This is a genomic window from Fulvimarina endophytica, from assembly GCF_003403015.1.
GTDB lineage: Bacteria > Pseudomonadota > Alphaproteobacteria > Rhizobiales > Rhizobiaceae > Fulvimarina > Fulvimarina endophytica.
In genome coordinates this window covers 453771-474423 of record NZ_QURL01000001.1, presented here as the reverse complement: position 1 = coordinate 474423, position 20653 = coordinate 453771, and the positions used below count along the sequence as shown (strand labels likewise).

Genomic DNA, 20653 nt, shown 5'->3' with positions numbered 1-20653 from the left:
AGGGTCCGAACCGTTGACCAGAGCCCTCCCAGACACGATCGATGCCACGGTTTCGCTTCTCGAGGCGGAGGGCTACGTCGCCGATCGTGCCCTTGCGACCGTGCTTTTCCTGTCCCTGCGCATGAAGCGTCCGATCTTCCTCGAAGGCGAGGCGGGTGTCGGGAAGACAGAGATCGCCAAGGTTTTGGCGAGCGCGCTCGATCGCCCGTTGATCAGGCTGCAATGCTACGAGGGGTTGGATGTCTCTTCCGCTCTCTACGAGTGGAACTACGCGGCTCAGATGATCGAGATTCGTCTTCGCGAAGCCTCGGGCGATACCTCGCGCGATGCGGCCCGATCGGAGATCTTCTCCAACGAGTTCCTGATCCGCCGGCCGATCCTGCAGGCAATGGAAGGCGAGCCCGGGCGGGCTCCGGTTCTTCTCATCGACGAGCTCGACCGGACGGACGAGGCGTTCGAGGCGTTCCTGCTCGAGGTTCTGGCCGATAACCAGGTGACCATTCCGGAACTCGGAACCATAAGGGCGCCTGAGCCGCCGATCGTCGTGATCACCACCAATCGCACCCGTGAGATCCACGATGCGCTGAAACGGCGCTGTCTCTATCACTGGGTGGATTATCCCGAAGCCGATCGGGAACTGGAGATCGTCCGCCGCAAGGCGCCGCGCGCCAATGCGGACCTGTCGCGCGAACTCGTCGCCTTCGTTCAGGAACTGCGGCAGCGGGATCTGTTCAAGGCACCGGGTGTCGCGGAAACGATCGACTGGGCAAACGCCCTGACCGAGCTCGACGCGGTCGCGCTCGACCCGCGCCATGTCTCGGATACCCTTGGTGTCCTCCTGAAATACCAGGACGATATCGAGAAGCTGCAGCAGGGCGAGACGACGAAGATCCTTGATCAGATCAAGCGCGACCTTGAGACCGGCGGCTGAGGAAGAGGATGAACTGCGAGGCGATCAAGAGTGAGGGTCAGGCCCCGCAGGCCGATCCGGACGGACGGCTCGCCGACAACATCGCCTATTTCGCACGCGCCCTTCGCAAGGCCGGCCTGAAGCTCGGCCCGTCGGCAACGCTCGACGCGATCGAAGCGGTAACCGTTTCCGGCTTCTCCTCGCGAGAGGACTTCTATTGGACGCTTCACGCAACGCTCGTGACGCGGCATGAGGACGCCGCCGTCTTCGAGGAAGCCTTCCGTCTCTTCTGGCGCTCGCGCGAACTGATCGAGAAGATGATCGCGATGTTCTCGCCCAAGGCACCGCCGCGTCAATCGGATGCGAAAAAGCCGAAGGCCGGTTCGAAGCGCGCCGCCGACTCGCTGTTCGAAGGCGCCGAGGAAAAGCAGACCCGCCAGGACCGTCCGGAGATCGAGATCGACGCATCGCTCACGGTGTCGGGGAGCGAAGTGCTTCGCGACATGGATTTCGCGCAGATGACGGCGAAGGAACTCGCTGCCGCGCGCAGGGCGATCGGCGATCTGCGCCTGCCGCGCGACGAGATCCGCACCCGGCGCTACAGGAGCGATGCGCGCGGCCGAAGGATCGATGCGAGGCAGACGCTGCACCGGGCCATGCGGACCGGGGGCGATCTCATGCTTCCGCGTTTTCGATCCCCCCGCATCGTCCAGCCGCCATTGGTCGTGATCGCCGACATCTCCGGTTCGATGAGCCAGTACAGCCGCATTTTCCTGCATTTCGTCCATGCGATCATGGAAAAGCGTCGGCATGTTCACGCCTTTCTCTTCGGTACTCGCCTCACCAACGTGACCCGGCAACTGAGGCGGAAGGACCCCGATATCGCCTTCGCCGAGTGCGCCTCTGCGGTCCTGGATTGGTCCGGCGGTACGCGGATCGCCTCGGCCATCCACGATTTCAATCGCGACTGGTCCCGGCGCGTCCTGAACCGGCATGCGACCGTGCTTCTGATCACCGACGGTCTCGAGCGCGACAGCGCCGAGGATCTGGACGCGGAGATGGATCGTCTCCATCTGAGTTGCGGACGGCTCATCTGGCTCAATCCGCTTCTGCGGTTCGAGGGCTTTTCGGCTCGGGCGAAGGGTGTACGGATCATGTTGCGGCATGTGGACGAATTCCGCGCCGCCCATTCGCTCAACGCGATGGCCGACCTGTGCACCGTTCTTTCGCAATCCTCGACCGCTTCCGCCGATCCGAAGCAGTGGCTCCGGGCGATCTGAAGCGGGAGCCCGTGTGAGGGCGGAACTTCGGTTTCAGGAAGACCATTGCGATCAGGGGCGACGAGCGGGTTGGGTCGGACGGACCGGCCGCATCACGGAACAAGAGGCGAGATCTAGATCATGATGACCGATACGAACGGCGCATCGCCGGACGAAGGCTCCGGTTTGGAACTGGACGTGCTTGCGCTTGCCGGACGATGGTCGGCAGGCGGACGCAGACTGGCGCTGGCAACCGTGGTGGAGACCTGGGGCTCGGCGCCCCGTCCCACCGGAAGCCATCTCATCATCGACGACGAAGGCCGCTTCGAGGGATCGGTGTCCGGCGGCTGCGTCGAAGGCGCGGTAATCGCCGAGGCCCTCGACGTCATCGAAACCGGATCGCCGAAAATGCTCGATTTCGGCGTCGCAGACGAAACCGCCTGGCGTGTCGGCCTCTCATGTGGCGGACGGATCCGGGTCTATGTGGAGCCGGTGCTCCGATGAGACGCGATCTGATCGATGCCGTGAACGCCGAGCGCGCGGCTCGCCGGGCCGTCCTGACCGTGACGGATCTTGCGACCGGCAATCAACGGCTCGTGCGCGAAGCCGAGATCGGTCGCGACCCGATTGCCGAACTTCTCGAACGAGCAATCCGGTCTGGCAAGTCCGGGATCGTCGAAGGGCCGGAGGGCGAGAGCTTCGTCAATGTCTATCTCCCGCCGGTGCGGATCGTCCTGATCGGTGCGGTCCACATTTCCCAGGCGCTGGCGCCCATCGCGCGGCTCGCCGGCTACGACGTGGAGATCATCGATCCGCGCACGGCCTTCGCGACGCCGGAGCGTTTTTCAGGCTTCGAACTGCATGCGGAATGGCCCGATGTGGTCCTTAGGACGCGCCCCTTGGACGCCTACACCGCCATCGCTCTGATCACCCACGATCCGAAGATCGACGATGGTCCGCTGATCGAGGCTCTGAAGTCGGGGTGTTTCTATATCGGTGCTCTCGGCAGCCGGAAGACGCATGCGCGCCGGCTCGAACGGCTGAAGGAAGCCGGTATCGCCGATCATCTGACGAGCCGGATCGATGCTCCGATCGGCGCGGATATCGGGGCGGCAAGCCCCGGCGAGATCGCCGTCGCCATCATGGCGTCGATCATCGAAGCATTCCGCAAACGCAAGATGTTTGCCGAACGGCGCGGAGAACAGGCAGGCGAATGAGGTTCGGCGAGGTTGCGATCGAGGACGCCGAGAACGCCGTTCTCGCCCATGCGACGCGGATCGGCGACGTCGACCTCGCAAAGGGCACGCGCCTCTCGCGCATCGACGTCGAAACGCTTCGTGACGCCGGTATCCACGCCGTGGTCGCAGCGCGGCTCGACGCCGGGGATATCGGTGAGGACGAGGCCGCGGCGCGGATCGGCGCAGCGCTCGGTTGCGAACACCTGGAGGTCGGCGAGGCCACAACAGGACGGGTCAATCTCCATGCGCGACGCGCCGGCCTCGTGACGATCGACAGAGCGTCCGTGGACGCTCTGAATGCCGTCGATCCGGCGATCACCCTCGCAACGCTCGCCTCCTTCTCGCCGGTGCGCGAGGGACAGATGGTCGCAACGATCAAGATCATCCCCCTTGCGGTTCCAGGAACATCGGTCGAGCGGGCGCTGGATGTGATCGCCGACCGCGAAACCATCCGCCTTTCGCCGTTTCGGGCCAGATCCGTCTCGCTGATCCAGACCATCCTGCCGAACACGAAGGCGAAGATGCTCGACAAGACCCGCCGGGTCACTGCCGAACGCCTTGCCGTCTCAGGCTCGTGGATCGAGAGCGAGGCGCGCGTCGCTCATCGCTCGGAAGACCTTGCGAAGGCAATAAATGATGCGTCCTCCGCGGACCTCATCATCGTATTCGGTGCCTCGGCGGTCATCGACAGGCGTGACGTCATTCCGGACGCGATCGAGCGCGCGGGCGGCGCGATCTCCTATTTCGGCATGCCCGTCGATCCCGGCAATCTGCTCCTGATGGGGCGGCTCGGAGACGGCGTCGTCATCGGGGCGCCCGGCTGCGCGCGCAGCCCGAAGGAAAACGGGTTCGACTGGGTGCTCGACCGCATGCTGGCCGATCTCGAATTCGGACCCGAGGTGCTCCAGCGTTTCGGCGTCGGCGGACTGCTGGCCGAAATCGAGACCCGGCCGCGGCCGCGTCAGATCAGGGGCAAGCCATCGCGATCTGCGGTCGATATCCTCGTTCTCGCGGCGGGGCGCTCGACGCGCATGGGCGAAAACCACAAACTGTTAATGGAGATATCACCTGGACTGCCGCTCGTCCGACATGCGGTGGATATCGCGATGGGAGCGGACAAGGCGCACGAGGTACGGGTCGTCGTCGGCCATCGCGAAGAGGAGGTGAGAGCGGCGCTCGAAGGGCGCGATCTTACGATTGTATCCAATCGCGATTTCGCGAGTGGATTGTCGACTTCGCTCAGGCGCGGTTTCGAAGAGGCGGGCGATATCGACGGAATTCTCGTCCTTCTCGCCGATCAACCCTTTCTCACATCGCAAGATATCGACCGGATGATCGACGTCTTTCGCGAGAGCGAGGGGAGGGCTGTGGTCGCAGCGTCAGATGGTCACAAGCGCCGGAACCCGGTGATCCTGCCGATGGGTCTGAAAGGCGCGGTCGCCGCCCTGACCGGCGATCTGGGCGCCGCGTCGATCCTCGATGGATCTCGATACCCGATCAAACTCGTCGATATCGGCGATCGCGCAAGCTTCGATGTCGACACACCCGAGCGTTTCGAGGAGGCCAGACACAGGTTTGATAAGGAACGGGGCCGCATATCGGACCCGCCCCAAGGCTGACGGTCGTTCAGCGTGAAAGCCCTGTCGGAGCATGGCGGATCGACCGACCGCGCCATGCACCGGCCTTCGGGCCAGGCGCGGCTTACGGGCGCGCCATCTCGTCGATCAGGGCTTCGAGAGCCTTCTTGCGATCGGTCGCCAGTTTGTTGAACTTGCGGGCCATTCCGATGTCGCGCGGGCTCGGGCCGGTGTCTTCCGAAACGCTGTCGGCGTCGTCGAAGAACCACTGGATTTCACGCCCGAGAATGTGGGCGATCTGGTGAAGGCGACCGGCGGAGACGCGATTGGCGCCCGACTCGTATTTCTGGATCTGCTGCCAGCTGATTCCCAGCTGGATTCCGAGCTTCTCGCGGGAGAGCCCCGACATCAGACGACCAAGCTTGATCTTTGCACCGACGCTCTTGTCGATATCCGAAGCCGCTTTGGTGTCGTACATTCACATTTTCCTTTACTCTGGAGGTCCATTGCGCCGACATTGCATGCAACCGACATTCGAGCGCCAACGGACCTTCTACTCGCTCGCAGATTGTATACTATGATTACGAGATGCCATGAAAATAGTTTCAACTCCACCATCCATAAGCCTGACCCAGCATAATTGAGATGGGAAGTGGAGACCCTTACAATGTCCTGACAGCGAAGACCTTTCGTGACAGGTCGATCCGTCCTCCGAGCGATGCCAAGACATGATTTGTCGTCGATGCGAATCCCGCTTCGAGTGTCATTTCGAACCGGTTAGCCGACAAGCCTGTTCCATACGCCAAAAAGGCCAGATCTCCTTTCACTGAGATCGCCCAACAAGAGATGGGCCATGCTACATCAGGCTGGCCATTAATATAAGTATATAATACGATTTACGGTCTGAAAAGCGCAACGGAGTTCGATCGTATTTTCACGTTTTCGCGCGCTCGATGTGCGGCTCAGCGGCCGGGTTTTGCAAAAAGGACACAATGGGCCGACGTCGCGAGCTGGTTTGTCGCAGCTTTCGCAGGAGTTCTGCCGATGTCCGCGATAATTGGCCTGCTCAGACCGCAACACCCGACGAGACGAGGAAAACCGGGGCGAAAGGCTCATCTAGCCGGATCGAGAAAGCGTGTTTTCGCAACGGTCGGACAGGGACGATCGAAGCTTGGTTCGAATCGCGCGGGACTTTCTGCGCCACCGATTGCATTCGGTCGTCGTTCGTTCCGATCGGACGAAACCGTTGAACCGCTTAACCCCTTGTAATCTGGAGCGGGCGATGGGGATCGAACCCACGACATCAAGCTTGGGAAGCTTGCGTTCTACCGCTGAACTACGCCCGCAACGCACGAAGCATCCTCTTTTGCCGGGGCGGCGTCAAGCCGAATAAGACGCTGACATCGGCCCTTCCTTTCCCTATGAGGTGGGCATCGAAAGGCGGCCAGGGACGAAACCATGCTCGACACGGCGAGGACCAGCGCGAACGACGCGAGCGAGAGCGAGAGCGGCGATGCCGCAGGCTCCGTCGCACCTGTTCATCCGCTTTACGTCGACGCTCCCGAGAGTGTCTCCTTCAAGAAGCTGCGCAAACGGCTGGTTCGCGAGGTTCGCGAGACGATCTCGGCCCACGCCATGGCGAAGCCTGGCTCTCGCTGGCTCGTGGGCATTTCCGGGGGCAAGGATTCCTACGGCCTTCTCGCCATCCTGCTCGATCTGAAATGGCGTGGCCTCCTGCCGGTGGATCTTCTGGCCTGCAATCTCGACCAGGGTCAGCCGAACTTCCCGAAGCACGTCCTGCCAGAATGGCTGGCGCGCTACGGGATCGCGCACCGGATAGAATACCGCGACACCTACTCCGTCGTCACCGAGAAGGTCGCCGAGAATTCGACCTATTGTGCACTCTGTTCGCGGCTTCGGCGCGGCAATCTCTACCGGATCGCCCGCGAGGAGGGATGCGAGGCGCTCGTTCTCGGACATCACCGGGACGATTGCCTCGAAACCTTCTTCATGAACCTGCTTCACGCCGGCCGGCTCTCCGCCATGCCGGCAAAGCTCCTGAACGACGAGGGCGATCTCTTCGTCTTCCGGCCGCTCATCAATTCGGCGGAGGAGGATCTGGCTCGCTTTGCCGAGGCCATGCGTTTCCCGATCATTCCCTGCGATCTCTGCGGCAGCCAGGACGGGCTGCAACGCAATCTCACCAAGACGATGCTGAGCGATCTCGAAACACGCTATCCGGGTCGAAAAGCGGTGATGATGAAGGCGCTCGCCAATGTGCGCGCCGGACACCTTCTCGACCCCTCGCTCTTCGATTTCGCGGGACTGACATCAAAGACCACCCAACAGGAAGAGGACTGACATTCCGTGGCTGACAATTCCATCGCACTGGACAGGCTGACAGAAATCCTCGTCGAGGCCGGCATTCAGAAGGTCATGCCTTCGTTCCGCAACCTCGAAGACGGCGATGTGCGCCAGAAGACTTCGGCCATCGATCTCGTGACCAAAGCCGATGAGGAGGCCGAGCGGTTCATACAGGCGCAGATCGAGAAGGAGGCGGCGTATGCGCTCTTCGTCGGCGAAGAGGTCTGCGAGAAGAATCGCGGTCTCCTCGACAAGATCGCCGATGCCGATCTCGCCGTCATCGTCGACCCGATCGACGGAACCGCGAACTTTGCTGCGGGTGTCCCCCTGTTCAGCATCATGGCGGCCGTCACGCGCAAGGGGGAAACCATCTGCGCAGCGATCCACGATCCGATCAGCGGCGACACGATCCGTGCCGAGAAGGGCGCGGGCGCGGAGTGGCTGATGGGGAACGGAGAGAGCCGCCGCGCGAAGGTGGCCTGGCCGGTGCCTCTCGAGGAAGCCGTCGGCATCGTCTCGACCACCCATTTCGAACCGAAGCAGCGCACGGCGCTTCTGAGGCGGCTCGATCAGCTGAAGGTGGTCTCGAACTACCGCAATGCCGGCACCGAATATCGCATGCTCGCCACCGGCGCTGCGCATGTCACCGCCTATGCGAAGGTCATGCCCTGGGATCATGCGCCGGGGGCTTTGATCGTGACGGAGGCTGGAGGCCGCGTTGCCTTCTCCGACGGTGAGACCTATCGACCCTCGCGCCGCCACGGAACGCTGATCGGCGCGTGCAGCGAACGAACCTTCCAGTCGGCGACGTCCAAGCTCTTCGGGGTACAGAAGGACGACCACTGAGCCAATCGTGACGGGGTAGGGGATCGTACCTGCCCCCTTGCGGACGCACCCAGCTCGAAGCGGTTTCGACCTTGGATCCAGGCCGCATCGGCCATCCGCATTCCTGTGAATGAACAGTGGTCCCGACGATCCTGCGGTTCGAAACGAAAAAGGCGCTGGCCGTCGACCGACCAGCGCCTCCTCGAATTTCAACGACAGTCCTGACTAGCCTGCGGCACGCATCGGCTTGTCGTGGATTTCGATCATATCCTCGCGGAACCGATCCAGCATCTGCGTCGGAATGCGCTTATATCCCATGCGCCGCGCCTGCGTGACCGCACGCGCAAAGACCTCGGACTTGTCGTCGGCGCGAATGACACGCCCGCAGCCGGGGATGATCCCGGCACAGTTCAGTTCATACATCGTACGCCTCCCATAACGTCTTTTATGCGAGGTATAATGCCCGAAACCGCATTCGGTTCGAATGACTTATCATCACGTTCGCGTTTTAGGGCCACTTCACCACGGGCGGCATGGAGGAGAGGATCGAATTCACGTTCCCGCCGGTCTTCAGCCCGAACAAGGTGCCCCGATCGTAGAGCAGATTATACTCGACATATCGCCCGCGCTTGATCAGCTGCTCTTCCCGATCAGCCTCGGTGAACGGAAGATCGACGTTCTGCTTCACGATATGCGGATAGACGACGATGAACGCCTTACCGACATCCCGCGTAAAGGCGAAGTCGGCATCCCATCCCCCGAGGGCGTCGGACGAGTGGAGATAATCGTAGAAGATTCCGCCCACGCCGCGTGTCTCCTGGCGGTGCGGAAGATAGAAATACTCGTCGCACCAGGCCTTGTAGCGCTCGTAGTCGGCAACGCCGTTGTGCCGGTCACACACGAAGCGGAGCGCCTTGTGGAAGGCGCGCGTATCTGCGTCGTCCTGGGTTCGCCGCCTCTCGAGCGTCGGTGTCAGATCGGCCCCCCCGCCGAACCACTGCCGGGTGGTGACGACCATCCGCGTATTTATGTGAACGGCGGGGACATTGGGGTTGCGAAGATGGGCGATCAGCGAAATGCCTGAGGCCCAGAATGTCGGGTCGTCCTCGGCACCGGGAATGTTCTTTCGGAACTCCTCGGAAAATTCGCCGTGGACGGTGGAGGTATGCACGCCGACCTTTTCGAAGACGCGACCATGCATCATCGACATGACGCCGCCGCCGCCATCGTTGTCGCGGTGCCATTCGGTCCGCTCGAACCGGCCCGGCTCCAACCCGGTCTCCGCACCATGAGCCTGCTCGAGATCCTCGAAGACCGCGCAGATCCGGTCGCGCAGGGCTTCGAACCAGGCACGAGCGGTCGCCTTCTTCGTTTCGATATTCTCCGGCAGGCCTTCGGGCAGGTTCGGCCGTTCCATATCTCTCCCGATCTCCGTTCGGTTCGTAGCCACGCGGGGGGCCGAAGGCTTCGCATATCGCTCGGCGGCACATGCAGAGCCGATGGTCCAAAGTCGATCAGCAAAGACGACGAGTCGCAATCCGGCCTGCGTGCGGCAATCCCTACGCGGTATGGAGGTTAGCTTAGGGTCTGGCAACGAAAACTTCTGCCGGAGCGGGCGGGACGGCCGCCGGCCTCCCTGCCGAAGCGAATTCGCGCGAGCGCTAACGGATTCGCAATCGCGCCGATGGCACGCTAAATTTCATGTGGAAACTTTCGTTCGCCCAGATTGAATTCGCAAGGACACCGCGCGTCATGACGTCCGGCCAGTACGATCCACCGATGAGCGGTCTGCGCCGGCAACTGAAGCGCAACCGCGCCTTGCGCGCCGATAGCTCCGCGTCCTTCGTCCGCGAGACCTTCGTCCTGCCGCGCGAGGAAGCCCACTCCAAGGCGAAGGAGTGGTTCGATCGCTATCCGAAATCGGCCTATTGGACGCAGGTCGAGAGCTGGCGGCTGGTCGAGGGCGGTTCCGTCGAATTCACCATGCGCCGCCTGCCGACCGCGGACTGATCGGTCTTAGACGGGATAGGCAACGCCCGTCATTCGCACAGATTGCTCCCAAAGGCGCGTCGCGAGTTGCGGGTCGCGCGCCCGTGCCGACGACTTCGCGTCCGCTGCCGGACCGGCGGTTTCTCCCCGCTTTCCGGCACCGACGTAATCGCCCCCCGAAATCTGCGGTGCGGTCGAGGCGGCAAGGGTCGGCCACGCTCCCTCCGCCGCCGTGTTGAGAAACAGGCGGCCCGGCAGCATCAGCATCTTCGCCGGGCCGGGCAGGAAGCGCATGAGATTGGTATCGGCCACCCCCGGATGACAGGCCACCGCTATGGTCTGCGCATTGGCCGCTCGCAGTCTGCGATCGAGTTCGAACATGTGCAGGAGATTGGCGAGCTTGCTCATCTGATAGCGCTTCATGCGGCTGTAATGGCGTTTTGCGTCGATATCGTCGAAATCGATCCGTCCGTTTCGGTGGGCGATCGAACTGGTGATGACGACGCGCGAACCCGGTCTGTCGATCAGCTGATCGAGGAGAAGACCGGTCAGGGCGAAGTGCCCTAGGTGATTTACGCCGAACTGAAGTTCGAATCCCTGTTTCGTTCGCTGAAGCGGCGGCACCATGACACCGGCATTGTTGACGAGGACATCGATCGGCTCACCCTTCAGGCGGTCCGCCGCACTGCGCACGGAGGCGAGATCGGCAAGGTCGATGGGCACGAAGTCGAGTTTGGCCCGGGGATGTTCGAGGCGGATCGCGTCCATTGCGCCGGTGGCGTTGGCTTCGGAGCGGCAACCGAGCAGGACACGGGCGCCCCTGCCTGCCAGAACCTTCGATGCCTCGAGCCCGATACCCGAATTGGCGCCGGTGATGAAGACCGTTCGCCCGCTCTGGTCGGGCACGTCGGATGCGGTGAAGTTTGCGATCATCAGGCTTTGTCCTGTCCCCTGGGCGAAAACCTTACCGATCGTTGGTTGCGACGTGAACTGGCCGAAATGAAAAAGTTTGCCGCCTGTCAGGCTATGCGAAGCTGGCGCACCGCCTCGCCGGCGACGAGCGAGACCGATGCCGAGAGATTCATGGATCGGGCACCCGGCTGCATGGGGATCGTCAGTCTCGCATCCGCCGCCTCGTGCACGTGATCGGGAACGCCGGCCGTCTCCCGGCCGAACATCACCACGTCACCGTCTCGGAACGCAAAATCCCACACGACCGCATCCGCCTTCGTCGTGAGAAGCACCAGCCGCCGTCCTTCGGCGATCCGCCAGGACTCGAATGCCTCGAAGTCCGGATGCTTTGTCGTCGTGGCAAGGCTGAGATAGTCCATACCGGCCCGCTTCAGCGCACGATCGGAGAGTTCGAACCCCGTCGGTTCGATGATCTCGATCGTGAGGCCGAGACAGGCGGCGGTCCGCAGGACCGCGCCTGTATTGCCGGCGATATCGGGTTGGAAGAGGGCGATCGAGATCGGCATGAACGCAGTGTCCTGAAGGCGAGAGGCTGGGCCCTGGCCGCCTCCACCCGGACCGGATCGACAGGCGGGTGGGATCGGCTGGCGCGATGCTTATATCAGCGGGAAGCGAGTGCCAAACCGCGCCGTCTCGTTCTCGACATCCATATCCGCGACGATCGAGGCGCTCTTCGAGCGCCGACCGAGCCAGTTTCATTGATGGGCCAGTACCGCATGTTCTCTTTCTTCGAACGGATGGTCGATCCGTTTCCGAATACGCCCGTCGAAGCCCCTCCGACCCACTCGCTTCGGGCATTCCTCTGGCATTTCGCGCGCCCGGCCTGGCCGATGCTCGCCCTCCTGGCGGTCACGACGGGTCTGTTCTCCCTCATCGAAGTCTCGCTGTTCTCCTTTCTCGGCGATATCGTCGACTGGTTCGCCGATACCGATCCCTCGACCTTTCTCGCCGAGCGTGGATGGCAGCTTCTCGCCCTGTCGGGCCTCATCCTCTTCGTCATGCCGGCGCTCATCCTCGCCGACGGCCTCATCGGATTCCAGGCGATCTTCGGCAATCTGCCGATGCGCTTCCGCTATTCGATGCATCGCTGGTTCCTTGGGCACTCGTTGAGTTTCTTCCAGGACGAATTCGCCGGCCGGGTCTCCCAGAAGCTGATGCAGACCGCCCTCGCGGTGCGCGAGGTGATCACGAAATCCATCGAGGTCTTTTTCTATGTCGCGATCTACTTCACCGGCATCGTCTTCGTGGTGGCCGCATCGGACTGGCGGCTGGCTCTGCCTTTCATCGGCTGGCTCGCGATCTATGCCGTGATCCTGCGCATCTTCGTTCCGCGTCTCGATCGCGTATCGCAGGAGCAGGCCGATGCCCGCGCCGAGATGACCGGGCGGATCGTCGATGCCTATTCCAACATCCAGACGGTCAAGCTCTTCGCTCATACCCGTCGCGAGGCCGACTATGCCCGAAACTCGATGCGGATCTTCCTGCGGCCCGTCTACGGACAGGCCCGGCTGATCACGCTGTTCGTCACCTCGCTCCAGACGATCAACTCGCTTCTGCTCTTCTCGGTCGGAGCGATGGGGATCTGGCTCTGGACGGGCGAGCTCGTCACGGCCGGCGCCATCGCCGCAGCCCTGGGGCTCGTCCTTCGCATCCACGGCATGAGCCAATGGATCATGTGGGAGGTGTCTGCCCTCTTCGAGAACATCGGCACGATTCGCGACGGCATGGCGACCCTGAAGCTTCCTCACCAGATCGTCGACAAGAGCGAACCCGCGCCCCTGCCTGTCGCGCAGGGACGTATTCACTTCGACAACGTCACGTTCCACTACGGGAAGGAGGGCGGCGTTCTGGAGAACTTCTCACTCGATATCCGTTCCGGAGAGAAGGTCGGCCTCATCGGCCGCTCGGGCGCCGGAAAGTCGACCATCCTCAATCTTCTTCTGCGCTTCCATGACGTCGAGAAGGGAGCCATCGCGATCGACGATGTCGAGATCGGCAGGGCATCGCAGGAGAGTCTGCGCGAGAAGATCGGCATGGTGACGCAGGATACCTCGCTTCTCCATCGCTCCATTCGCGAGAACATCCTCTATGGACGCCCGTCAGCGACCGACGAGGAGATCTGGGCCGCCGTTCGAGCGGCGAAGGCCGACGACTTCATTGCCGAACTCGTGGACCATATGGGTCGCCGTGGGCTCGATGCGGAAGTCGGCGAGCGCGGCGTCAAATTGTCCGGCGGCCAGCGCCAACGCATTGCGATCGCTCGGGTCATCCTGAAAAACGCGCCCATTCTGCTTCTCGACGAGGCGACGAGCGCGCTGGACTCGGAAGTGGAAGCCGCCATCTCCGACAGCCTGTACCGACTGATGGAGAACAAGACCGTCATCGCCGTCGCTCATCGCCTTTCGACCATCGCGGCCCTCGATCGGCTTATCGTGCTCGACCAGGGGCGGATCGTGGAGGAGGGGACGCATCACGAACTGATCGAGGCCGGCGGTCTCTATGCCCAGCTCTGGCAGCGGCAGATCGGCGGGTTCCTGCTCGGGTCCGACCCCGTCGATGCATCGGCGCAGGACGATCGCACTCCAACCCGGACAGAGGCGGCGCAATGATGATGGATGGCTTCCTGAAGCGCTTCGAGAACGTCCTCGATCCGTTCGAGGACAAGGGGGAGGCTCGCGACCATGCACGGGTGAACCGTATCGGTCACCTCGAACCGCTTCCCGGCGATGCCAACGCCTTCATCTGGCATTTCGCCAAGCAGGCGAAATGGCCCCTGATCGGCTTGCTGATCACGGGCGGATTGACGGGTCTCATCGAGGCCGTGATGTTCACGGGGGTGGGCTGGCTCGTCGATGCCATGGAGAACTCCGACCCCGCGACATTTCTCGCCGACAATGTCTGGCTCATCACCGCCCTTCTCTTCGTGACGCTGATCGGCCGCGCGCTGGTGCTGTTCGCCGCATCCGTCCTCGAAGAGCAGATGATCGCGCCGAGCTTCTTCAACCGCATCCGCTGGCAGAGCTACAGGCGGATCATCGAGCAGAGCTATACGTTCTTTCAGAACGATTTCGCCGGACGCCTCGCCCAGAAGGTGCAGCAGGCCGGCCAGGCGACGGGCGACTTCGTTACCACGATCCTTCAGACCTTCTGGTCCTTCATCACCTTCGTCGTGCTGACGATCTCCATCCTCGGAGCGATCGACTGGCGGATGTCCGTCGTGCTGGCCGTCTGGTCGCTCGGCTATGTCTGGATGATCCGAAATCTCCTGCCGCAGATCCGTACGCTCGGTCGCGAGCGCGCGAACGCGAACTCCGTCTGGACGGGCCGTGTGGTCGACAGCTTCACCAACATCCTTTCGGTCAAGCTGTTCGATTCGACCCGGGCCGAAGACGCCTTCGTGAAGGAAGGCTTCTCCCGCTATGTCGAGGCGGTTCGCAGGCTGTGCCGGGCCCTCACGACGATCCGCACGGCGATCGCGGTCCTCAACGGGCTCATGATGACCGGGATCGGCTGGGTTGCAATCGTCGGCTGGCAGTCGGGTTCGGTCTCCTCGGGCGGCGTTGCCGCAGCACTCGGCCTCGTCCTGCGCCTCAACCAGATGTCGGGGTGGATGATGTTCAACATCAACGGGCTCGTGCGGAACTACGGCACGATCCAGGACGCCGTCGCGACCATCAGCCCGGTTCCAACACTGACGGATCGACCGGATGCGCGCCCGCTCGAGGTCGTCCGAGGGGAGGTCGCCTTCAGGGACGTGACGTTCCACTACGGAAAGGGCGGGGGGATCATCGACAATTTCTCCCTGACCATTCGTCCGGGCGAGAAGGTCGGCCTCGTCGGCCGTTCTGGCGCCGGCAAGACGACGCTCGTCAATCTCCTCTTGCGTCTCTACGACGTCGAGAAGGGCTCGATCACCATCGACGGGCAGAACATCGCTGACGTCACGCAGGCCTCCCTGCGCGGTGCGATCGGCGTCGTCACTCAGGATACGGCCCTTCTCCACCGCTCGATCCGCGAGAACATCGCATATGGGCGCTCGGATGCAGACGACGATCTCATCTTCGATGCGGCAAGGCGCGCGAACGCGTCTGGCTTCATTCCCGGTCTGCGGGACCCGAAAGGCAATTCGGGATATGCGGCGACCGTCGGAGAGCGAGGCATCAAGCTGTCGGGCGGGCAACGCCAGCGCATCGCCATCGCCCGCGTTCTCCTCAAGGATGCGCCTATTCTTCTTCTCGACGAAGCGACGAGTGCGCTCGATTCCGAGGTGGAGGCCGCGATCCAGGAAAATCTCAACGTCATGATGGAAGGCAAGACGGTGATCGCGATCGCCCATCGCCTCTCGACGATCGCCTCGCTCGACCGCCTGATCGTCCTCGACGAAGGCAGGATCGTCGAGGAAGGGCGCCATGACGAGCTGATCCGCAGGGGCGGCCTCTACGCGCAGCTCTGGGAGCGCCAGTCCGGCGGCTTCCTTGGCGATGGCGAGAGGAACGCGGCCGAGTGAGCGCTCAGGCCGCGCTTGCGAGGAATGCGGCTTCGGCCTGGCGGATCGCCGGCGGCGTTCCGACGGTCAGCCAGAGCCCGCTGAGGCGAACGCCGAAGAGCCGGTTGGCCTCGATCGCGGTGTCGAAGATCGCGTTGAGCGAGAACGGCAGGGCATCCCGGCCCGCGAAGAGTTCCGGTTTGAAGATGCCGGCACCCGCATAGATGAAAGGCGACATGTCGCGCTCTTCGCGGCGCATCAGCTCACCGCTCGCATCCATGACGAAGTCGCCGCGCCCGTCATATCCCGTCGCCTGGGCCATATCCGCGATCAGAAGCGCGACATCCATTCGCTCGGGCCGCCAGAGATCGGACAGGACGTCGAGATTGGCCCTGTAGCTCTCGATCCAGAACGTATCGGAGTTCAGGACGTAGAACGGCTCGTTACCCAGATGGGGCAGCGCCCGCACGATCCCGCCACCCGAATCCAGCAGCTGATCGCTCTCATCCGAGATGACGATCTCCACATCCTGGCGCTTGCGAAGATGGGCGCGCATGAGATCCGGCAGGTAGTGGACGTTCACGACGATCCGCTCCACACCGGCCTTGACCAGGGCGTCGATGCCGTAGTCGATGAGCGCCTTGCCGCGCACCTCGACGAGAGGTTTGGGGACCGTGGAGGTGATGGGGCGGAGGCGCTTGCCGAGACCTGCGGACAGCATCATCGCCGTTTTGGGTCGTGGGGAGCGCACGATCGAAGTCGTCATGGGGTCCGGGTCTTGTTTCGGTGATCAGTGCTTCTCGACGATGCCCCAATCGCTGTAGAGCGATTTGACCGGCGCAAGCGTCGGGTGGTCGAGCGACCGTCTGAGATATTCGATTATGCGGGGTATGTGACGCTTGTATTGCGGTTTCCCGTCGCGATTGGCAAGGCGCACGAAAATCCCGAGGATCTTCGTCGCACGCTGCGCCGCCATCACCGCATAGTCGCGCTCGAAATAGAAGGGCTTGAACTCGGGATCGGACTTGCGGCGCGACGCGATATAGGCCGCGACGAGGGAAGCCTCGAGCTCGGCGGGGATCGTCACCCGTGCATCCTGGGCAAGTGACGCGACGTCGTAGGCCGTAGGCCCGATCATCGCATCCTGGAAGTCGATGATCCCGATGCGCGAGATGCCGATCGCATCCGGTTGCCAGATGATGTTGGGTGAATGGAAGTCACGCAGGACCAGCGTGCGCTCGGCCGTCTCGATCTCGTCGAATGCCATGTTCCAGGCTTCGCGGAAGAGGGCGAGTTCTTCGACGTCGACCGCGCGGCCGAGCGTATCGGATACGAACCAGTCCGGCAGGAGCTCCGCCTCGATCATCATCGCGCGGCGATCATAGGCGGAGACATGATGGATCCTGCCTTCGCCGACGGGCAATCCGCTCGCCCAATCCATCCGGTGAAGCTTCGACAGGCAATCGATCGCCGCATGATAGCGTTCGGGGTCGGGATCGCCGTCTCTCTTCAGGATCGTGGCACCGCCGAGATTGGTGATAAGAAGAAGCCCTTCCTCCAGATCGCTCGCGACGATCCGCGGTGCCGTAAATCCGGCGGTCGCGAGAGCGGAGGAGATGGCAACGAACGGGCCGACATCCTCGGCGAGATGAACGAGCTGGCTATAGGGCAGGCCGTCCCTGATCGGCGGGCCGTCGGGCTGGCGCGGAGAGTCCATCAGAATCAGCGTACCGGCGGGACCGCTCACGGTCTCATAGCGGCGGCTCGATGCATCGCCGTTCAGGTGTCGGCGCTCACTTTCAGCCAAGCCCGATCTCGCGAGAAACGCACGGATCGAACGGGTACGGGACAGCCTCCGCACGGCCGAACCTCTCGCGGCGATCGCCGCGCACCGTCCGCCGTTCTCGCTCATCCGAAGTTCGATCACGATATCGGCTCGGGCGAGGACCGAGGGGACGCGCTGGGGCCATTCGACGATCGCCGCACCCTCTTCGAGAGCGTCGTCGAAACCGAGTTCGCCGATCTCGTTCTCGTCGCCGAGGCGGTAGAGATCGAAATGGCTGACGGGAACGCGGCCACCATAGGCCTGCACGAGCGTGAAGGTGGGGGAGGGAACATCGAGCCCGTCGTCGCCCGCAACGGCCCTGATCATGGCGCGGGCGAGGGTGCTCTTACCAGCGCCGAGATCGCCGAGAAGCATCACGGCGTCGCCCTTCGCCAGGACCAGGCTCAGATCCCGTCCGAGACGTTCGGTGGCCGCGCTGTCCATCAATTCGATGATCTCGATCACCGTCAAGTCGGGCGTCGTCATCGCCATGTTCATGCCTGTCTGCCTGTGGGACTGCGGGTCATCCGCGCGGCGGATCGACGATCGGGGATGCGGTTCATTCGGCGGCATCGCGATAGATCGGGGACCGCGGCCCGCCTTTCCGGCCGAGTTCCCCGGAACGGTCGCGGGCGGGACGATCGGGGTCGGGCGCCGGCTGGCGGGCGGGGAGGGAGCAGACCACCCGGGTGCCGCCACCATCCCTGTTCTCGATATGAACATCCCCGCCATGCAGTTCCACGAGGCTCTTGACGATCGAGAGGCCGAGGCCCGGACCGGAGGCGCGCCCACCTTCCGCATTGGTCTCGAACCGGTCGAAGATCCTCTCGACCCGATCGGACTCAATGCCCGGCCCGTGGTCGCCGACCGAGAAACAGATGGTTGAGCCGTCGTCGCTCTTCCAGGCGTCGAGTTCGATCCGCGATCCGCTTGGTGCGAAGTTGGCGGCATTGGACAGGAGATTGTAGAGGATCTGGGTCAGGCGCTGCCCATCGGCCTCGAAAACGCCGCCGCTGCGCGAAAGATCGATATCGAGCGTGATGCCATGCTCGCTCAGGCGCTCCTGAACGCCTTCGACGGCACTGTCGACGCGTGCGGCGATATCCACGAGAGAGACGTCGAGCTCCATGATGTTGGCGTCGATCGTCGCGAGATCGAGGGTGTCGTTGACGAGGGCCATGAGGGTCCGCGTCGACGAATTGATATGTTCGAGATACTCGCTCTGCCGCTCGTTCAGGGTTCCGAGTTCCGGCTCGCCGAGGAGCTGCGTAAAGCCGATGACCGTCGTGAGCGGCGAGCGCAGTTCGTAGCTCATGAAGGAGACAAATTCGTGCTTGAGGCGAGCGGCTTCCTCGAGCGCGTCGTTCGTTTCGCGCAGCATGCGCTCCACCGCCCGGGCATCCGAGACGTCCGAGAATGTCAGCATGGTCTGGCCATTGGGGAGCGGCACGGCCTTGAAGGCGAGGATCATGCCGGTCGACAGCCGGATCTCGCCTCCGTCGGTCTTCCGGCCCATTTCGTCGATCGACGTCACGAAGACGTTCAGTCCTGCCCAGCCCTCGCCGGTTTCCGGCCCTTCGACGATCTTCACCTCGGCCATGTCACCGAACGTCTTCAGGCGCGGCTTCGTATCGAGGAAGGTGTCGGAGAGCCCGAACATCTCGCCGAAGACCGGGTTGGACAACCGAAGCCGCCCGTCGCTGCCGAACACCGCGACACCTTCGCCGAGATAGTCGAGCGTCTCGCGTTGAAGCTGGGCGACCGTCTTGACCTCCATCTCCAGCTTGAGCCGCTCGGAAATGTCCTCGAACACGAACGTGGCGCCGCCCTGCGGATGCGGTGTCGCGACGACGCGAAGCGTCCGGCCGCCTTTCAGATACCACATCGTTTCCGTGGGTCCCGCCGCGCTGTAAGGCGCCAGATCCTCGCCGCGTTTCTGGCTCGGGAAGGCCGTCTCCGTCGGCAGGGTGCCGGCACTACGCAGATGGTCGAGGAAGGCGACGTGATCGGGATCGGAGCGCAGGAAATCGTCGTCCAGCGCGAACAGCGTCTTGAAGGCCGCGTTGTGATAGGCGAGCCGCGTGTCGGGGTCGAAACGGGCGACCGCGGTCGCCAGCCTGTCGAGCGTTTCCGACTGGCTTTCGATCGTTTGGCGCAGTTCGCGGCGAATGCTTTCGGCTTCCGAAATGTCGATCGCGATGCCTGCGGTTCCCAATGGTCCCGCAAGCTCCGTGACTTGAAAGATATGCCGTTCGGAATTGACCACCGTCGAAAGCTTGCCCCGGAAGACCCTGTCCTCGGCGATCGTGCTCGCGACCGACTGGCGGTCCGCCATCGTGAGAAACTCGGTTCCGCTTTCGATCGTCTCTTCCGGCGTTCCGCCCTCGACCGCCTGCGAATAGGCGCGGTTGACCCAGTAGAGACGGCCGTTGGTGTCGCGCAGCCAGGCCGGGATCGGCGCAGAGTCGAGAAGCGCCTGCATCGTATCGACCGTCCCGAGGGCTTCGGAGAGATCCTGATCGGCCCGCTCGAGCTTGGCACGCAGACCGCCGAGACGGGTGAACCGAACCAGCGCAAGATCGCCATGGGTGTGGCCATCGACCTCGATCAACTCGTTCGAGGGGGTTTCCAGGAGGAGGACGAACGGCGTCGCGCGATCGATCAGCTGCTCGATCTGAACCGCGAGTTGACCTGCGACATCGGCAGGAAGCCAAGCCGCGAAGTCGGCGAAACGATCCTTGGACTGGGGCGCCCCGCATTCACGCGGCAGGTCTCCGTACATCGCCGGGGCCCGGTGGCCTCGATAGGCGAGGAGCCTGCGATCGCTTGCCGTCAGAAGCGTTCTCAGCTCGTTCGCCTCGAGCCGGCTTTCCTTCAGGTCGTCGATGAGGCGATCGTTCTCGCGCGTCAATCGCGCACGGTACTGCATCAGATAGACGGCGCAGACCATGGCCGTTCCCATGGCGATGGCGACGAGAGCCATCACCGTCATCGAATAGGAGCCCTCGAACAGTCCGGTCTGAGCGTATGCGGGAGCCGGCAGCGTCGCGGCGACGATCAGGCAGGCGGACGCCTTTCCGCGACCTCCAAGGCCGATGCGCAGGAACCGAGCATCATCGAAAAGGTTTGTGAGTGCGGCACCACGATACCGGCCAACCTGCCGTAGTCCGTGCATGGTTCTGCACAGAGTCCGCCGCTCCTCGTTCAT

The 20653-nt window shown here is 63.0% G+C and carries 18 protein-coding genes and 1 tRNA gene; 10 read left to right on the top strand and 9 right to left on the bottom strand.

Features of this window, described 5'->3' with window-relative positions; translation table 11 throughout:
- Window positions 1–13: 13 nt before the first annotated feature.
- The 5 genes from DYI37_RS02045 to DYI37_RS02025 all read left to right on the top strand — a co-directional run bounded on the left by DYI37_RS02045 (window position 14) and on the right by DYI37_RS02025 (window position 5026).
- Entirely contained in the window at window positions 14–931 is a 918-nt protein-coding gene (locus DYI37_RS02045) for an AAA family ATPase (protein ID WP_116681509.1), read from the top strand.
- Window positions 932–939: 8 nt separating this feature from the next.
- Complete coding sequence (locus DYI37_RS02040) at window positions 940–2190, top strand: vWA domain-containing protein (protein ID WP_116681508.1); 1251 nt, start codon at window positions 940–942, stop codon at window positions 2188–2190.
- Between the two features lie 120 nt (window positions 2191–2310).
- Window positions 2311–2673 carry an XdhC family protein gene (locus tag DYI37_RS02035; protein ID WP_245413737.1) on the top strand — a complete coding sequence of 121 codons (363 nt, stop codon included), beginning with the start codon at window positions 2311–2313 and terminating at the stop codon, window positions 2671–2673.
- On the top strand, window positions 2670–3386 hold the full coding sequence (locus DYI37_RS02030) for an XdhC family protein (RefSeq protein ID WP_116681507.1): 717 nt from the start codon (window positions 2670–2672) through the stop codon (window positions 3384–3386). Before DYI37_RS02035 ends, DYI37_RS02030 begins: the two co-directional genes overlap by 4 nt.
- Window positions 3383–5026 (top strand): NTP transferase domain-containing protein, encoded by a 1644-nt coding sequence (locus tag DYI37_RS02025; RefSeq protein ID WP_116681506.1) that lies wholly within the window; start codon window positions 3383–3385, stop codon window positions 5024–5026. The genes DYI37_RS02030 and DYI37_RS02025 overlap by 4 nt, the downstream gene beginning before the upstream one ends.
- Before the next feature lie 82 nt (window positions 5027–5108).
- Here the strand turns inward: DYI37_RS02025 and DYI37_RS02020 are convergent, their stop codons facing one another.
- Both DYI37_RS02020 and DYI37_RS02015 read right to left on the bottom strand, forming a co-directional pair.
- Complete coding sequence (locus tag DYI37_RS02020) at window positions 5109–5462, bottom strand: helix-turn-helix domain-containing protein (RefSeq protein ID WP_116681505.1); 354 nt, start codon at window positions 5460–5462, stop codon at window positions 5109–5111.
- Between the two features lie 793 nt (window positions 5463–6255).
- A tRNA-Gly gene (locus DYI37_RS02015) sits at window positions 6256–6330 on the bottom strand.
- A 112-nt stretch (window positions 6331–6442) separates the two neighbouring features.
- On the opposite strand from DYI37_RS02015, the gene ttcA reads away from it, so the two are divergent.
- Both ttcA and DYI37_RS02005 read left to right on the top strand, forming a co-directional pair.
- The gene (ttcA, locus tag DYI37_RS02010) at window positions 6443–7345 is read left to right on the top strand and encodes a tRNA 2-thiocytidine(32) synthetase TtcA (protein ID WP_116681504.1); all 903 of its coding nucleotides are present in this window, start codon (window positions 6443–6445) and stop codon (window positions 7343–7345) included.
- Between the two features lie 6 nt (window positions 7346–7351).
- Complete coding sequence (locus DYI37_RS02005) at window positions 7352–8194, top strand: inositol monophosphatase family protein (RefSeq protein WP_116681503.1); 843 nt, start codon at window positions 7352–7354, stop codon at window positions 8192–8194.
- A gap of 204 nt (window positions 8195–8398) precedes the next feature.
- On the opposite strand, the gene DYI37_RS02000 is transcribed toward DYI37_RS02005, so the two are convergent.
- Both DYI37_RS02000 and hemF read right to left on the bottom strand, forming a co-directional pair.
- Entirely contained in the window at window positions 8399–8596 is a 198-nt protein-coding gene (locus tag DYI37_RS02000) for a DUF1059 domain-containing protein (protein WP_116681502.1), read from the bottom strand.
- 85 nt (window positions 8597–8681) lie between these two features.
- Window positions 8682–9590, bottom strand: a complete 909-nt coding sequence (hemF, locus tag DYI37_RS01995) for an oxygen-dependent coproporphyrinogen oxidase (RefSeq protein WP_116681501.1) — start codon at window positions 9588–9590, stop codon at window positions 8682–8684.
- 335 nt (window positions 9591–9925) lie between these two features.
- Between hemF and DYI37_RS01990 the strand changes: the two genes are divergently transcribed.
- Window positions 9926–10183, top strand: coding sequence for a hypothetical protein (locus DYI37_RS01990; protein WP_116681806.1), 258 nt, complete (start codon window positions 9926–9928; stop codon window positions 10181–10183).
- Window positions 10184–10189: 6 nt separating this feature from the next.
- Here DYI37_RS01990 and DYI37_RS01985 read toward each other — a convergent pair whose 3' ends face one another.
- Together DYI37_RS01985 and DYI37_RS01980 are read right to left on the bottom strand one after the other, a co-directional pair.
- Entirely contained in the window at window positions 10190–11095 is a 906-nt protein-coding gene (locus DYI37_RS01985) for an oxidoreductase (RefSeq protein ID WP_199520055.1), read from the bottom strand.
- An 86-nt stretch (window positions 11096–11181) separates the two neighbouring features.
- Window positions 11182–11640, bottom strand: a complete 459-nt coding sequence (locus DYI37_RS01980; RefSeq protein WP_116681500.1) for a tRNA (cytidine(34)-2'-O)-methyltransferase — start codon at window positions 11638–11640, stop codon at window positions 11182–11184.
- A 210-nt stretch (window positions 11641–11850) separates the two neighbouring features.
- On the opposite strand from DYI37_RS01980, the gene DYI37_RS01975 reads away from it, so the two are divergent.
- Together DYI37_RS01975 and DYI37_RS01970 are read left to right on the top strand one after the other, a co-directional pair.
- The gene (locus DYI37_RS01975) at window positions 11851–13743 is read left to right on the top strand and encodes an ABC transporter ATP-binding protein (RefSeq protein ID WP_116681804.1); all 1893 of its coding nucleotides are present in this window, start codon (window positions 11851–11853) and stop codon (window positions 13741–13743) included.
- Window positions 13740–15641: an ABC transporter ATP-binding protein gene (locus tag DYI37_RS01970; RefSeq protein ID WP_116681499.1), complete on the top strand. Its 1902-nt coding sequence runs from the start codon at window positions 13740–13742 to the stop codon at window positions 15639–15641. Before DYI37_RS01975 ends, DYI37_RS01970 begins: the two co-directional genes overlap by 4 nt.
- 4 nt (window positions 15642–15645) lie before the next feature.
- Here DYI37_RS01970 and DYI37_RS01965 read toward each other — a convergent pair whose 3' ends face one another.
- From DYI37_RS01965 to DYI37_RS01955, 3 genes are all read right to left on the bottom strand, one after another.
- Window positions 15646–16386 carry a nucleotidyltransferase family protein gene (locus tag DYI37_RS01965; RefSeq protein ID WP_116681498.1) on the bottom strand — a complete coding sequence of 247 codons (741 nt, stop codon included), beginning with the start codon at window positions 16384–16386 and terminating at the stop codon, window positions 15646–15648.
- A gap of 24 nt (window positions 16387–16410) precedes the next feature.
- On the bottom strand, window positions 16411–17943 hold the full coding sequence (gene tsaE / locus DYI37_RS01960; protein ID WP_245413736.1) for a tRNA (adenosine(37)-N6)-threonylcarbamoyltransferase complex ATPase subunit type 1 TsaE: 1533 nt from the start codon (window positions 17941–17943) through the stop codon (window positions 16411–16413).
- A gap of 61 nt (window positions 17944–18004) precedes the next feature.
- A complete protein-coding gene (locus tag DYI37_RS01955) occupies window positions 18005–20620 on the bottom strand; it encodes a sensor histidine kinase (protein WP_245413735.1) in 2616 nt (871 codons plus the stop codon).
- Window positions 20621–20653 lie beyond the last annotated feature (33 nt).